The sequence below is a fragment of the Deltaproteobacteria bacterium genome, from assembly GCA_026712905.1.
Lineage (GTDB): Bacteria > Desulfobacterota > Binatia > UBA9968 > JAJDTQ01 > JAJDTQ01.
Genome location: JAPOPM010000119.1, coordinates 20,505 through 35,152, shown reverse-complemented (window position 1 = coordinate 35,152; position 14,648 = coordinate 20,505). Strand labels below are relative to the sequence as shown.

At 67.0% G+C, this 14,648-nt stretch carries 14 protein-coding genes; 7 read left to right on the top strand and 7 right to left on the bottom strand.

What is annotated here, in order from left to right; all coding sequences use genetic code 11:
- The first annotated feature begins 194 nt into the window (after positions 1-194).
- Entirely contained in the window at positions 195-839 is a 645-nt protein-coding gene (gene msrA / locus OXF11_09500) for a peptide-methionine (S)-S-oxide reductase MsrA (GenBank protein MCY4487335.1), read from the top strand.
- Positions 840-846: 7 nt separating this feature from the next.
- Here the strand turns inward: msrA and OXF11_09495 are convergent, their stop codons facing one another.
- Complete coding sequence (locus OXF11_09495) at positions 847-1,329, bottom strand: redoxin domain-containing protein (protein ID MCY4487334.1); 483 nt, start codon at positions 1,327-1,329, stop codon at positions 847-849.
- Between the two features lie 206 nt (positions 1,330-1,535).
- On the opposite strand from OXF11_09495, the gene OXF11_09490 reads away from it, so the two are divergent.
- From OXF11_09490 to OXF11_09475, 4 genes are all read left to right on the top strand, one after another.
- Positions 1,536-2,486 (top strand): polysaccharide deacetylase family protein, encoded by a 951-nt coding sequence (locus tag OXF11_09490; protein ID MCY4487333.1) that lies wholly within the window; start codon positions 1,536-1,538, stop codon positions 2,484-2,486.
- A gap of 154 nt (positions 2,487-2,640) precedes the next feature.
- Positions 2,641-3,690: a hypothetical protein gene (locus tag OXF11_09485; protein MCY4487332.1), complete on the top strand. Its 1,050-nt coding sequence runs from the start codon at positions 2,641-2,643 to the stop codon at positions 3,688-3,690.
- Between the two features lie 13 nt (positions 3,691-3,703).
- Complete coding sequence (locus OXF11_09480) at positions 3,704-5,161, top strand: FAD-binding protein (GenBank protein MCY4487331.1); 1,458 nt, start codon at positions 3,704-3,706, stop codon at positions 5,159-5,161.
- 397 nt (positions 5,162-5,558) lie between these two features.
- Positions 5,559-7,019 (top strand): hypothetical protein, encoded by a 1,461-nt coding sequence (locus OXF11_09475; GenBank protein MCY4487330.1) that lies wholly within the window; start codon positions 5,559-5,561, stop codon positions 7,017-7,019.
- Here the strand turns inward: OXF11_09475 and OXF11_09470 are convergent.
- The gene (locus OXF11_09470) at positions 7,016-7,864 is read right to left on the bottom strand and encodes a zinc ABC transporter substrate-binding protein (protein ID MCY4487329.1); all 849 of its coding nucleotides are present in this window, start codon (positions 7,862-7,864) and stop codon (positions 7,016-7,018) included. The genes OXF11_09475 and OXF11_09470 overlap by 4 nt on opposite strands.
- 194 nt (positions 7,865-8,058) lie before the next feature.
- Here OXF11_09470 and OXF11_09465 point away from each other — a divergent pair, with 194 nt between their 5' ends.
- Positions 8,059-8,763 carry a metal ABC transporter ATP-binding protein gene (locus OXF11_09465; GenBank protein MCY4487328.1) on the top strand — a complete coding sequence of 235 codons (705 nt, stop codon included), beginning with the start codon at positions 8,059-8,061 and terminating at the stop codon, positions 8,761-8,763.
- A gap of 25 nt (positions 8,764-8,788) precedes the next feature.
- The gene (locus tag OXF11_09460) at positions 8,789-9,595 is read left to right on the top strand and encodes a metal ABC transporter permease (GenBank protein ID MCY4487327.1); all 807 of its coding nucleotides are present in this window, start codon (positions 8,789-8,791) and stop codon (positions 9,593-9,595) included.
- 278 nt (positions 9,596-9,873) lie between these two features.
- Here OXF11_09460 and OXF11_09455 read toward each other — a convergent pair whose 3' ends face one another.
- The 5 genes from OXF11_09455 to OXF11_09435 all read right to left on the bottom strand — a co-directional run bounded on the left by OXF11_09455 (position 9,874) and on the right by OXF11_09435 (position 14,639).
- Positions 9,874-10,674 (bottom strand): metal ABC transporter permease, encoded by an 801-nt coding sequence (locus OXF11_09455; GenBank protein ID MCY4487326.1) that lies wholly within the window; start codon positions 10,672-10,674, stop codon positions 9,874-9,876.
- A gap of 43 nt (positions 10,675-10,717) precedes the next feature.
- Complete coding sequence (locus OXF11_09450; GenBank protein ID MCY4487325.1) at positions 10,718-11,482, bottom strand: metal ABC transporter ATP-binding protein; 765 nt, start codon at positions 11,480-11,482, stop codon at positions 10,718-10,720.
- 20 nt (positions 11,483-11,502) lie between these two features.
- On the bottom strand, positions 11,503-12,612 hold the full coding sequence (locus tag OXF11_09445; protein MCY4487324.1) for a metal ABC transporter substrate-binding protein: 1,110 nt from the start codon (positions 12,610-12,612) through the stop codon (positions 11,503-11,505).
- A 129-nt stretch (positions 12,613-12,741) separates the two neighbouring features.
- Complete coding sequence (locus OXF11_09440) at positions 12,742-13,650, bottom strand: protease modulator HflK (protein MCY4487323.1); 909 nt, start codon at positions 13,648-13,650, stop codon at positions 12,742-12,744.
- Positions 13,647-14,639 (bottom strand): protease modulator HflC, encoded by a 993-nt coding sequence (locus OXF11_09435; GenBank protein ID MCY4487322.1) that lies wholly within the window; start codon positions 14,637-14,639, stop codon positions 13,647-13,649. The genes OXF11_09440 and OXF11_09435 overlap by 4 nt, the downstream gene beginning before the upstream one ends.
- Positions 14,640-14,648: the final 9 nt, after the last annotated feature.

Sequence of the window (14,648 nt, the reverse complement as noted above, 5' to 3'; positions counted from 1 at the left end):
GCACCCGGCGGCATCAAAAAGTTGACCGTCTGAACTCTCAGTATTATCGTTAAGACACCAGAATGTAGTGCCAGAAGAAAAAAATCGACCCGCTAACCCCCCGAATTATAATGACTTTCATTTACCTATGTTAAACTTGGGTTAAGAGATCGGAGAATCGCGACGCGCGCGGTTCCTGGCGAAAGGAGAAACCGATGCTTTGGGGCTTGCTGGGCAAGAAGACGACGATGCCGGACGCGGCCAGGGCGCTGCCCGGAAGGCAGGACAAGATGCCCGTGCCGGAAACGCATTTCGTGAACGGCCATCCGCTGGAGCCGCCGTATCCCGAGGGCATGGAGCAGGCGGTGTTCGGGTTGGGCTGTTTCTGGGGCGCGGAACGCTGTTTCTGGCAACTCGACGGAGTCTACACCACGGCCGTGGGATACGCCGGCGGCTTGACGCCGAATCCCAGCTACGAGGAGGTGTGCACCGGCAGGACCGGGCATAACGAGGTGGTGCTGGTGGTGTTCGATCCCAAGATCGTGACCTACAGCGACCTGCTCAAGGTGTTCTGGGAAGCCCACGACCCCACCCAGGGCATGCGCCAGGGCAACGACGTGGGCACGCAGTACCGCTCCGGGATCTACACTTACGGCGAGCCGCAGCAGCAGGCCGCCGAGGCGTCACGCGAGCGCTACCAGGAAGAGATGTCCAAGGCGGGTTACGGTGCCATCACCACCGAGGTCCTGGCAGCCGGCGAGTTCTACTTCGCCGAGGACTACCACCAGCAATACCTCGCCAAGAACCCGTGGGGGTACTGCGGGCTGGGCGGCACCGGGGTGAGTTGCCCGGCGGGTTAGCGCGAAGCTACTCGTCCAGCAGCCGCTGGATGATCTCCTCCATCTCGTCGTAGCCACCTTCGCCGAAGCGCGTGTACTGGATCACGCCCTTCTTGTCGATGATATGAAGGGTGGGCCAGTAGCGCGTTCCGTAGCGTTTCCAGGTGGCGAAGTCGTTGTCCTGCGCGACCGGGAACTTGATTCCCAGCTCCTTGCAGGCTCTCTTGACGTTTTCCAGTGAATGCTCGTGGGAGAACTCCGGCGAGTGGATTCCCACGACGACGAGGCCCCGGGGGCCGTATTCTTGGTGCCATCCCACCAACGATGGGAGTGTGTTGACACAGTTGTATCAGCCGTAGGTCCAGAACTCGATCAGGACCACCTTGCCCCTGAGGTCCTTGAGCCTGAGGGGCTCGGAGTTGACCCAGATGTCGTTGGTGAACTCCGGCGCCTGCTTGCCCACCAGCGAGGCCGCGGCGTTCCCGGCCGCCGCCATGACCGCGAAGGCCATGAGCAGCGCCACCGCGAATGCCCGCGCCTTGATTGGAAATCGTCGCATGTGTTTCTCACCTCCTGCGGTCATTGTGCACGTGTGGCGAGATGTGCGCAAACGTGCACCGCTTCCGCTTTTTTACGCCGGTCATGCCATCGCACCAAGCAATCCCGCGCGGGGGAGACCGGCCGCAACCGCCCTGCTCAGGACGTACCGGACGGGAAATGCTACCCTCTTCCGACGTTCCCGACCCGATCCAACCCCACAAGGAGTCCGCCATGCTCTACGACTACGTCGCCCTTCCCGACCGACCGCCGCTGCGCTGGCCCGACGGCGCGCGGGTGGCCATGATCTTCACCATCAACATCGAGTATTGGGAGATCACCCGCGACAGCGAGGAGCCGCTCTATCCCGGCGGGCCGGCGACCATTCCCCACGCGATTCCGGGGAACGTTCCGGACTACGCCAACTGGACCTGGCGCGAGTACGGGCAGCGCGTGGGCGTGTGGCGCATCATCGACGTGTTCGACAAGGCCGGGGTGCCCGCCACCTGCACCATGAACGCGCTCACGGGCATCGAGCGCCGGCGCATCATCGACGCCGTCAACGAGCGCGGCTGGGAGATCCTGGCGCACAACTACGCCCAGAACGACGTGCTCACCTACTACGCCTACCAGCCGGACAAGGAGCGCGAGATCATCCAACGCACCCTCGACGTGTACGCCGACGCGGTGGGGCGGCCGGCGCGGGGGTGGCTGTCGTCGTCGCTCCGGAGCACCCACGAAACCCCGCACATCCTGAAGGACCTGGGTCTGCTGTTCCAGGCGGACTACCTGAACGACGACCAGCCCTATCTCCTCAACACGCGCCACGGCCCGCTGGTGTGCATTCCCTACTCCAACGACGTCAACGACTTCGCGGTGTTCTCCCGCGGCGGCCGCACCACCTCCCAGGCGCTGGACCTGTTCAAGGAGCAGTTCGACCAGCTCTACCTCGAAGGCGCCGAGAGCGGCCGCATCATGAACGTGGGCATGCACCCCCACGTCATGGGCCAGGCCTACGCCATCCGCGCCCTGCGCGAGTTCGTCGACTACGTGAAAACCTTCGACGGAGTGTGGTATCCCAAGCGCGAGGAAATGGCGGAGTGGTACCTGGAAACGGTGAACAGCACATAGCGCTTGTGCCAGGACTCCGCGTGAGCACGGGGTGAGGCCGACGCCCCGTATCGTCATCCCCTCGGAACAGGCTGTGTCAAACTCGTGAGACGGAAGCGTTACGAATCGTCTTTCCCGCTTCCAAGCGGAGTATTGACACAACGTGGGAGGATTCATGAGACCGTATCGAGTCGCACTGATTCAGCAACAGACCCGGGTCATCGTCGAACCCAAGGAACGCAACGCGATCATCGACGAGAACCTCGGGCGCATCTTCGAGCTGCTGGACTGGACCGCGTTGCGCCTGGGCGACGTCAAGCTGGCGGTGTTCTCGGAGTACGGCATCATCGGCCAGTACCGGCCGCGCTCGGTGGACGAGTGGCTCGCCCTGGCCGAGACCATTCCCGGCGACGTCACCGATCAGATCGCGCGCAAGGCGCGGGAGCGCGGCTGTCACATCGCCGGCAACCTCTATGAGCGCGACGACGAGTGGCCCGGGCGCCTGTTCAACACGAGCTTCATCATCGACCCCGACGGCAACATCGTCCTCAAGTACCGGAAGAACAACGGCCCCAACAACCTCAACACCACCTACACCGGACCCGGCGACGTCTACACCGAGTACACCGAGCGCTACGGCGAGGACGCCATGTTCCCGGTGGCCGACACCGAGATCGGCCGGCTGGGGTGCCTCACCTGCACCGACGTGGTGTTCCCTGAGATGGCCCGCTGCCTGGCCCTGCGCGGCGCCGAGTTGCTGATCCATCCCACCGCCGAGCCCTACGCCCCCGAGGGCGAGGCCTGGGACGTGCTCCGGCGCGCCCGCGCCTACGAAAACCTGTGCTACTTCCTGTCGGTCAACTGCGGCGCCTTCGTGGGCTCCAACCGGCCCACCGGCGGCTACCGCGGCATGACCCAGCTCATCGACTACATGGGCCACGTGCAGGCGTCGGCCAACGCCCCCGGCGAGGCGGTGGTCACCGGCATGGTGGACATCGACAACCTGCGCTGGGAGCGCACGCGCATGACCGACTCGGGCCACGTGTGGAACTTCCTCATCGAGTTGCGCAGCGACATGTACGCGCCCGTCTACGCCAAGGCCAAGCGCTGGCCCAACGACGGCTGGAGCGACCGCAAGCTGCAGGACACCGTCGAGACCCGCGCCGAGGCACGCAAGATCATCGAGCGGCTGGTGAAGGAAGGCCGCCTGGTGAAGCCGGAATGAGAGTGACCCCGCCATGAGCAAGGCCATGGTGTCGTCGCGCGAGACCGACGTGGCCGTGGTGGGCTACGGCGGCGCCGGCGCCGCGGCGGCCATTACCGCCGCCGACCTCGGCGCCAAGGTGCTGATCGTGGAGAAAGCCGCCGCGGGCGGCGGCAACACGCGCCTCTCCTCCGGCTCGGTGCGCACATTCGGCGCCGTGGAACGCGCCGTGGAGCACATCACGTTCCTGTGCGGCGGCGCCACCGACCCGGACGTCATCGAGACCCTGGTGCGCGAGAGCCACGACAACGAGCCGTGGCTGCGCTCCCTCGGCGGCGACGTGGTCGTCGACCCGCTCCAGGCCGCGCCCGCGAGCTACCCCGTCTATCCCACCGGCGCCGCCTCGCCCGAGCAACCCGGCGCGGACGGCGTCGGCCCCCGGCTCCGGGTCAAGGGCGACACCACAGCCAACGGCCGCGACCTGTGGGAGCTGCTGGACCGGAACGTGGACGAGCGCTGCATCCCGGTGCTGTTCCAGTGCCCCGCCGTGCGGCTTCTGCGCGACAGCCACGGCGCGGTCACCGGACTCACCGCGCGCCGGGGCGGCGAGGAGATCGTCATCCAGGCGCGCAAGGCCGTCATCCTCGCCTGCGGCGGCTATGAACGGGACCCCGACATGCAACTCCAGTTCCTGGGACAGCGGTTCTGGTCGCTGGGCGCCTCCGGCCACACGGGCGACGGCATCCGCCTGGCCTTGGACGCGGGCGCGTCCCTGTGGCACATGAACGCCGTGGCCGCGGGCTTCGGCTACCGCGTGGACGGCTTCGACGGCGCCGTCATCCATGCCATGCCGGGTCCGGGCTTCATCTACGTGGACCGGAACGCGCGCCGTTTCGTGGACGAAACAGCCATGGACGCCCACGCGGTGGGCTCGCTGGTGACCGAGCTGGACCTGGAGACCATGGAGCGCCCGCGGGTGCCCTGTTACGTGGTCTTCGACGAGGCGACGCGAGCGGCCGGCCCGGTGGCCAATACCGGAAGGGGCGCCGTGGCCGAACACTACCGCTGGAGCGACGACAACGCCGCCGAGGTGGGGAAGGGCTGGATCAAGCAGGGCGAGAACCCGGCAGCCCTGGCCGCCGCCCTGGACCTGAACCCGGCCGCGCTGGAACGGACCGTGGACGAGTACAACAAGGCCTGCGCCGGAGGCCGCGACGAAGCCCTCGGACGCTCCCCCGACACGCTGAGGCCGCTGGCGCACCCCCCGTTCTACGGCGCCGCCCTGTGGCCCAGCCTGTTCAACACCCAGGGCGGCCCCCGGCGCAACGCCCGCGCCCAGGTACTGAACGCCTGGGGCCGTCCCATCCAGGGCCTGTACAGCGCCGGCGAACTGGGCTCCATGTGGTCCCAGAACTATCCCGGCGCCAGCAACTTGACCGAGGTGCTGGCCTTCGGCCGCATCGCCGGCCGCAACGCCGCGGGGGAGGAGTAACCCTTCCCTCCGTCATTCCCGCGAAACACGCTGTGTCTAAACGTCGTCCGGACAAGAATTGGCGCCACCCCCCGGAATCGTCATTCCCGCGGAAGCGGGAATCCAGGGGCGGAGAGGGGCTGAAACGAGCCTGTTTCCCCGCCTCACCCCGCCTGGATTCCCGCTTTCGCGGGAATGACGATTTGGGGTGGCGGTGCCGTCTCGTGGCCAGGCGGAGTCTTGACATGGTGTGTTTCGCGGGAATGACTCCTCGGGGGACCGTTGCCTCGCGAGTTTTGGCACAGCCTGTTCCGCGGGAATGACGACTCGAGGGGGCTCTGTTTCATTGACACAGCCTGGAAAGCGGGAATGACGGAGGAAGTGACGGAATGACCGGCGAAGAGAGAAAGGAACCGTGATGGAACCCATCGAATTCGTGGACACGACGTTGCGCGACGGCCACCAGAGCCTGTGGGCGGAATCCATGCGCACCGGGATGATGCTGGCGGTGGGCGAGCGCATGGACCGGGCGGGCTTCCGGGGCATGGAGCTGATGTCCAGCTCGCACATCAAGAAGTGCGTGCGCGAGCTGCACGAGGACCCGTGGGAGCGTATCCGGCTGGTGGCCGGGGTCATCCGCGAGACGCCGCTGCGGGTGATCATCGGCGGCCGCAACGGCTTCGAGCTCACGCCGGAGGTCATCCAGCGCATCTTCCTGGAGCGCATGGCGGCCAACGGCGTGCGCCAGGGGCGCATCTCCGACGAGTGGAACGACGTGGCGGGGTGGCGCAAGACGGTGCGCATCGCCACCGAAGCCGGCCTCGAGCCCATCCTGAACATCATCTACTCGGTGTCGCCCAAGCATACCGACGAGTACTTCGCCGAGCGAGCGCGGCAAGCGGCGACGGTGCCGGTTGTGCGGATCTGCTTCAAGGACCCGGGAGGTCTGCTGACGCCGGACCGCACGCGCGCGCTGGTGCCGCTCATCAAGGCGAACATCGGCGACATCCCGCTGGAGTTCCACACCCACTGCACCACCGGCCTTGGACCCCTGTGCGCCCTCGAAGCCATCAAGCAGGGAGTGCGCATCATCAACACCGCGCTGCCGCCCCTGGCCAACGGCTCGTCCAACCCGTCGCTCTTCAACGTCGCCGCCAACGCGCGCAGCCTGGGCTACGAGACCGCGGTGGACGAGGAAGTGGTGCGGCCCGTGTCCGAGTACTTCTACGGAATCGCCCGGCGCGAGGGATTCCCCATCGGCGCGCCCGTGGAATACGACTACAGCCAGTACCTGCACCAGGTGCCCGGCGGCATGATCTCCAACCTGCGCCACCAGCTCGCCCGGGTGGGCCTGGGCGGTCACATGGAACGGGCGCTGGAAGAGGTGGTGCGGGTGCGCGAGGAGCTGGGCTACCCGATCATGGTGACGCCGCTGTCCCAGTTCGTGGGCAGCCAGGCGGCCATCAACATGATCGTGGGCGAGCGCTACAAGGAGATCACCGACCAGATCATCCTCTACGCTCTGGGGCGCTGGGGCCGGGAAGGCCGCGACTCCATGGACCCGGACGTGAAGGACCGCATCCTCGCGTGCCCGCGCGCCCGGGAGCTGGCGGCGTGGGAGCCGCCGGAGCCCACCATCCAGGAACTGCGCTCCCGGTACGGCGGACCGGGGGTGTCGGACGAGGAGCTGCTGCTGCGCTATTTCCTGACCCAGGGCGAGATCGACACCATGCGCGCCGCCGGTCCGCCCCGGGACTACCCCTTCGACAGCGCGCCGGTGACCCGCCTGGTGGAAGGCTTCACCCAGCGCGGGGACTACGCACACATCCGCGTGCGCAACGAGGGGTTCGCCCTCGATCTCTCGCGGAGCGCGTCCTAACCCGACGGCGTCAGGCAGGCCTTGAAGGAGGCGGCCATGTTGCGCAGCAGGCTGAAGTACATCTCGGGGCCGGGCTTTACCATCATGCCGGCGGGGTCGACGGTGCCGGCGCGCGCATCCGTACCTTCGGTGATGAGCCTGACGAAACGGGGATCGTAGCGCGGCTCGGCGAACACGCACACCACGCCGAGCTCGCGCACCTTGCGGCGCAGCTCGCGGACGCGCCGGACGCCCGGCGTCCGGTTGGTGCTGACCACGGCCGAGCCCACGGCGGTCAGCCCGAAGCGCTTCTCGAAGTACTGATAGGCGTCGTGGAACACGATGAAGGGTTTCTTCCGCGCCGGCGCCAGCTCCGCGGCCAGCTCCCCCTGCAAGGCCTCCAGGAGGGTGATCAGCGCGTCCGCGTTGGCGTCGTACCTGGCGGCGTTGGCCGGATCGGTTTCGGACAACGCCCGGGCGATGGCCAGCGTCATCCACCCGGCGTTCACCGGGTCGAGCCACACGTGCATGTCGAATTCGTCGTCGTGTCCGTGCCCGTGGGCAGGCCCGTGATCATCGTCTTCGAAAGCCCCGCCCGTGCGCAGCGGCCTGCGCACCAGCGCGGGCGCTTCGGCCAGCTCCACCACCCGGACCTTGCGGCCGAGCTTGCGGATGGGGCCGGCCAGGGTCGTCTCCGTGAGTTCACCGATCATGAAAATGACGCGGGCCTTGCCGATGACCCCGGCGTCGGACGGGCGCATGCGGTAAGTGTGCGGTGACTCGGCGCCGCGCATGATCAGGTAAGGCTCGCCCACCCCAGCCATCACCGCGCTCACCAGTGAATGCACCGGCTTGAACGTCGCCACGACCCGATCCGCAGCTTGGGCGGGGGACGACACAAAGGCCGCACAGGTAAGCAGAACCGCTCCACAGATCAAGTTTTTCATGACCACCCCTTGAGTCAGATGCTTCCCCCGCGAACGGGAAAGGAGTTTCCCACACGAGAGTGAATCCAATATATTGGTATCATCCATCGTAATGCTTTTTGAGCGCCCGAGTCATGACGGAACCTTCAGGTATACAGTCCGACGTTCCCGGCCTGCTCGTCAACGCCCGCGACATCGGCGTCCGGCGAGGCGAACGCTGGATCATCCGGCACGTGGACCTCAAGGTGACGCGCGGCGAGCTCGTGTACCTCATCGGCGCCAACGGCGCGGGCAAGTCCACCTGCCTCAAGGCCGTCCTGGGCCTGCTCGACGTAGACGAGGGGCACGTGGCGCGGGCGCCCTCGCTGGAGGTGGGCTACGTGCCGCAACGACTGCCTGTAACCCCGACGCTGCCTCTGACGTTGCGGCGTCTGATGACGCTCACCGGCCGTTTCGCCGCCGACCGGATCGACGCCGCCCTTTCCGCCGTGGGCCTGGAACGGCTCGGCGACCCGCCGGTCACCACCCTGTCGGGCGGCGAGTTCCAGCGGCTACTCCTGGCGCAGGCGCTCATTCACCGCCCGGACCTGCTGGTGCTGGACGAACCGGAACAGGGCGTCGACGCCACCGGCACGGATGTCGTGCACGAGCTGATCGAGGGCATCCGCCGCGACCTCGGCTGCGGCGTCCTGATCGTCTCCCACGATCTCCGGCAGGCCATGGCCACGGGCGACGACCTCGTGGTCCTCGTGCCCCACGAGCACGACGATCCCCCTTTCGGCATCAGCGGCTTCAAGGGACTCGGCTCCGGTGGCGGGGACTCCTCGTCCGTCTCCTGACGCAAGACACGCGCCCGGTCGACCGATGCTGGACGATTTCTTCACGCGCGCGTTGCTGGCCGGGATCGGGCTGGCGCTGGTCACCGGGCCGACCGGCTGTTTCGTGGTGTGGCGGCGGCTGGCCTACTTCGGCGAGACCATCGCGCACTCGGCGCTGCTGGGGGTCGCGGCGGCCCTCGTGCTGGACATCGACCTTTCCATCGGCATCTTCGTCACGGCCTCCGCGGTGGTGCTGATCATGTACTATCTCGAACGGAGCGACACCCTGCCCGCCGACACCATCCTGGGCCTGCTGGCCCACGGGGGCCTGTCGCTGGGCCTGGTGGTATTGGCGTTCTTCCCGAGCATGCGCTTCGATCTGCACGGGCTGCTCTTCGGGGACATTCTCGCCGTGACCCGCACGGACATCGCGGTCATCTGGGCGGGCGGCGCCGGCGCCCTGGCGGTCCTTTGGTGGATCTGGCGCCCGCTCCTGGCGGCCACCGTCAGCGTCGACCTCGCCGTCGTCGCGGGGCTCCGGCCGGAACGCGCCCGGCTGGTGTTCGGTTTCCTGGTGGCGGCGCTCATCGCCGTCGCCGTCAAGATCGTCGGCATCCTGCTGATCGTGGCGTTGCTGGTGATCCCGCCGGCCACCGTGCGGCGCTTCGCGTCGAGCCCCGAGCGGATGGCCGGCGGCGCGGCCGCCGCGGGCATCCTCGCCATCGTCGGCGGACTGCTCGCCTCGGCCACATTCGACACGCCGTCGGGGCCCTCCATCGTGACCGTGGCACTGGCTCTGTTCGTGATCACGCGCCTGCGCCGGCCGCATCGAACGGCGGGCACCCGCACCTAGTGTCGTATCCCGTGAAGCAAGGACCCTACGGAACGTCATTCCCGCGGAAGCGGGAATCCAGGGGTGGTGGTGGGGCATTACCGAGGCGCTTCCCCGCCTCCCCGCCCCTGGATTCCCGCTTCCGCGGGAATGACGTTCCGTAGGGTCCTTGCTTCATGAGTTTTGACACAGCCTGTTCGGCGGGAATGACGCTCCGGGGGTGGATGCCGAGTCTCATCCAAGCGGGGTTTGACACAACCTGTTCGCGGGAATGACGGTTTGTCCATGAAGTCCCGGCGCTACCTCTGCTTGACCAGGAGACGCGCCAGCAGGGTAATGAAGAAGAGAGCCACGGCCACGATCACGATGGAGCCGCCGGCGGCGAGGTCGAAGTGGTACGCCAGCACCAAACCCAGGATCCCTGAAAGGGATCCCACCCCGGCCGCCAGCACCACCTGCCAGCGGAAGTTCGCCGCCCACAGGGCGGCGATGGCCGCCGGCACCACCAGCAGGGCCTGGATGAGCAGCAGGCCCACGAGGCGCACGCCGATGACCACGGTAAGGGCTAGCACCACGAGCAGCAGCACGTTGAGCACCACTACCTTGTGGCCGTAGGCAGCCGCCACTTCCTCATCGAAGGCGATCAGCAGGTGCTCCTTGAAGGAGAGCACGACGACCGCCAGGATCACCGCGCTGGCGCAGGCAAGCGCCACGAGCTCCGCGGTGGAGATGGCCAGCACGTTGCCGAAGAGGTAGCTGAAGAGATCCTGTTGATAGCCGCTCTTCATGCTGAAGAGCACGATCCCGAGGGCCATGGAGCCCGAGAAGAAGACGCCGATGACCGTGTCCTCGCTGATGTGGTCGCTCTGACTGACCAGCGCGATGCCGAGGGCTACGGCGACGGCGAAGACGGCGCCGGTGAGAAGGGGACTCCAACCCGCCAGGATACCGATGGCGACGCCTCCGATGGCCGAGTGGGAAATGCCTACGCCGATGAAAGCGAGGCGCCGCAGCACCACGAAAAAGCCCAAGACCCCGCATAGCAGACCCACCAGGACCGCTGCCGCCAAGGCGCGTTGCATGAATGCGAATTCGAACATGAGGAAGCGATCGGTTGGCGTTCAGGGCGTGTGACAGCGCCTGTCAGGACTCTGTGTGGTCGTGGCCCTCGTGATGGGCAAGCTCGCCGGCCAGGAAGTCGAACTCGCAACAGTACGCCTCGCGAATGGCGTGGCTGTGGATGACGTCCTCGGCGTTGCCGTGAATGTGCATGCGATGGTTGATGCAAATCAGCTCGTCGGTCTCGCCGGCCAGCGCCACCAGATCGTGGGACACCGCGACGATGGTCAGGGTCAGGTCGCGGATGAGCCTCCGGAGCAGCGCGTAGAACTCGTGCTCCGCGGGGAGGTCGAGGCCCACCGTGGGCTCGTCGAGCACCAGCAGGCGGGTGCTGGCGCACAGCGCCTGCGCCAGCATGACGCGGCGCTGCTCGCCGCCGGACAGGCGCCCAACGGCGCGGTCCCTGCGGTCCATCATGCCCACGAGCGCAAGGCTGTCGTCCACACGCCGCCAGTCCTTTTGGCCCGGGAAACGCAGGAACCCGAGTTGACGCAGGCGACCCATCATCACCACGTCGCGGACGGTGGCGGGAAAGTTGTCGGCGATGCTCTGGCGCTGCGGCACGTAGCCGATGGCATGGGAACCGTTGCGGCCGGGCGGGTAGCCGAACACTTCCACCCGGCCGCTCGCCACGGGCACGAGGCCGAGAATCGTGCGCAGCAGCGTGGTCTTGCCTGCTCCGTTGGGGCCCACGATGCCCACGAACCCGCCCTCGTGCACGCTGAAGTTGATGTCGTGCAGGACGCTGCGCCCTGCCAACTCCACCGACACGGCGTTCAGCCCTACCACGACCTTTTCGTTGCGGTCGGTCAATTCCGCGCCCCCAGCGCCCGCGCGAAAGCCCGAGCGTTGAACTGCATCAGCTCCTCGTAGGTGTCTCGCGCCGCATCGCCGGGGTCGCCCAGCGGATCCACCACCACGGTCCTGGCGCCGAACTCCTTGCCGATGGTCTGGGCCACACGGGGACTCAGTTGCGGCTCCACCAGGATGGACCCGACGCCCTCGGCGCGAGCGTCGCGCACGAGATTGGCCACTTCCTTGGGCGTGGGCTCCTCGCCGGCGAATTCCTGAACCACCGCCACCTTCTCCAGGCCGTAACGTTCCGCAAAGTAGGGCCACGCCGCGTGAAAGGCAATGTACTTGCGCGACTTCGCCTTGGCCAACTCCGCCCGGATTTCCCGGTCCAAGGCCGTCAGTCGCTGGTGGAAGTCCTGCCGGCGCTTTTCGTAGTAATCCTTACCGGCCGGGTCCGCGGCGATCAACCGCTGCGTCAGCACCGGAACGACGGAATCCCTGACCCGGACCGGATCCAGCCAGAAGTGCGGGTTGAACTCCTCGTGTTCCTCGCCACTCTCCATGGCGACCTTCTCCTTGCCATGGTGCTCGTCCTTCTTGGCCACCTTCGCCTCGTCGTGGTGGTCGTGGCCATGCTCGTCCTTCTTGGCTACCTTCTCCTCGTCGTGGTGGTCGTGGCCATGCTCGTCCTTCTTGGCTACCTTCTCCTCGTCGTGGTGGCCATGTTCCTCCTTGCCGGACATCTCCTCACCGTGATGATCATGCTCGTCTTCGACGAGGTTCAGGTCCGGCCCCTCCATCAGCGCCACGGCTTCGATCCCCTTGGGGGCGGCCGCCAGCAACTTCTCCGACCAGGCATCGAAGCCACCGCCGATGCCGACGAAGTAGCGCGCCCGGGCGAGTTTCCGGATGTCGCTGGGCACCGGCTCGAACGTATGGGGACTCGCGCCGGGCGGCACCAACGCGTCCACCGTGACCCGCTCGCCTCCCAGTTCCTGGACGATATACGCCACCGGGATCACGCTCGTGACCACGTTGATTGACTGCGCCCCGGCAAAGGCTGAAAACACGCTGACCCAACAGCCCGCCGCGATGGCGAGAAACAGGCTCCCCGGCCTCTTCATTGCAAATTCCTCCTGATCTTCAAAACTAGTGATAGTATCTTATCAAAAATACGGTCTTGTCAAACGCCGAAACCCAAGGTCTCGTTATTAACTTTCATCACTTCGATTATCAACTGATTAATCAAGAATTTACCGGACCACCCGCAGGTTCACCTTGCCATCCGGGCCGGACTGGACCACGTAGGTGTCCATGCGCGGCAAAACCTCCTCGATGGTTTCGAGGTACAGGCGTTCCTCGGTGAGCCACGGGGTCTTGCGGTGCTCCAGCGCCAGTTGGCGAAAACGCTCGCCTTCGCCCTTGGCGATCTCCACGCGCCGGTGGCGCGCGGACTCGGCCTGGGTCACGCGGTGCTCGGCCTCCCCCTCGACTTCGGCGAGGATCTGGGCGCGGTCGGCGCGCGCCTCGTCCACCACCCGCTCCTTGTCCGCCAGGGCGCTCTGCACCTCCTGGAAGGCCTGCCGCACACCGCCCTGCTCCGGCGGCGCCAGCGCCTCGACGTTCACGGACTGGATCTCGATTCCCGAACCGTGATTATCGAGTATCGTTTGCACCTGCCGCTGCACCGTGTCCAGGAGCTCGTTGCGCCGCGTGGTGAGGGCCGCGTCCACGCTCTCGCCGGCGAGGAACCGGGTCACGATCCGGCGCCCGGCCCGGCGCAGCAGCTCCCGCGGATCCTCGTGCGATACCTCGAAGTGCGTCAGGCTGCCGATGCTGTACTGGATGCCCAGCCGGCCGACGATGACGTTGGTGTCGCCCAGCAGCCAGAGGGACTCGGACGTGCCCGCCGCGCCGCCTGCCGCGTCCCCGTGCTCCACCGGCATGAGGAAGTTCGTGGCCGTCCGCGCCACCACCACCTCTCCCAGCGGCCACGGCGGGTTCCAGTGGATACCCGGGAGGACGTCCCGGCCCACGGCCTTGCCGAGAAAGTAGGCCACCGCGCTCTCGTCGGATTCGACGTTGTAGATGCCGAGTGCGAGCCAGCCGGCAAGCAGGACGGCGCCACAAAGGAGCGTCCGGTATCGTGCGCGTCTGGTCATGAGCCGGTGTTCTCCTGGCCGGGAACAGGAGCCGCGGCGCTGGGCTCCTTACCCGCCGCGTCCGGCGCCTTCTTGCCGGTCGCCGGAGCATCGCCGTCCCGCGCCTCGGCGCCCGGAATCCTGGAGATCAGGATTTCCAGGAACGGCGAATCCGCGGGCAGGACCAGGGTGGTCTTCTCGTTCAAGACCTTCTTGTAGGCTTCCAGCGTGCGCAGGAAACGATAGAACTCGGCGTGCCCCTGGTAGGCATCCGCGTAGATGCGCGCCGCCTCGGCCTCGCCGCGGCCCCGCAGCATGGCGGCCTTGGCCTCGGCCTCGGCGATGATGCGCGCGCGTTCCTTCTCGGCCCGGGCGGCGATCTTCTGCGCCTCGGCGCGCCCCTCCGAGCGGAACCCCCGGGCGATGCGCGCGCGCTCGGCGCGCATGCGCGCGAACACGCTGTCCAGGTTCTGCCGCGGGAAGATGAGGCGCGTCACTCCCAGGCTCACCACTTCGATGCCGAGGTCCTCCCGCGCCACGCCGGCCACCGCCCGCTCCACCGATCCCTCCAGCTCGGCCAGGCTGGCGCCGTTGCCGGACGTTCCCAGGATCGTGCCGAAGGGCCGGCCGCCGAGCGCGCTGCCCAGCTCGGACTGCACCAGCGCGGCGAGCCGGCTCTCCGCGAAGTCCCGGGTGCGCAGCGCCGCCAGGTAGCGCACCGGGTCGGCGATCTTCCAGGAGATGTAGGTGGAGACCAGGACGTTCTTCTTGTCCGCGGTGAGTAGCTCCGTCTCCCGCGTGTTGGTGATCAGGATGCGCTTGTCCAGGAGGTTCGCCCGCTGGAACGGCACCGGCAGCTTGACGTAGAGGCCCGCGTCGCTCAACACCGACACCGGCTTGCCGAACTGGGTGATGACCGCGTGGCTCTTCTCGTCCACCACCACGAACGAGGTGGCGGCGCCGAAGAGAAGCAGCGCCAGGACGAGGATCGCGACGATGGGTTTGCCCATGGTGATCCC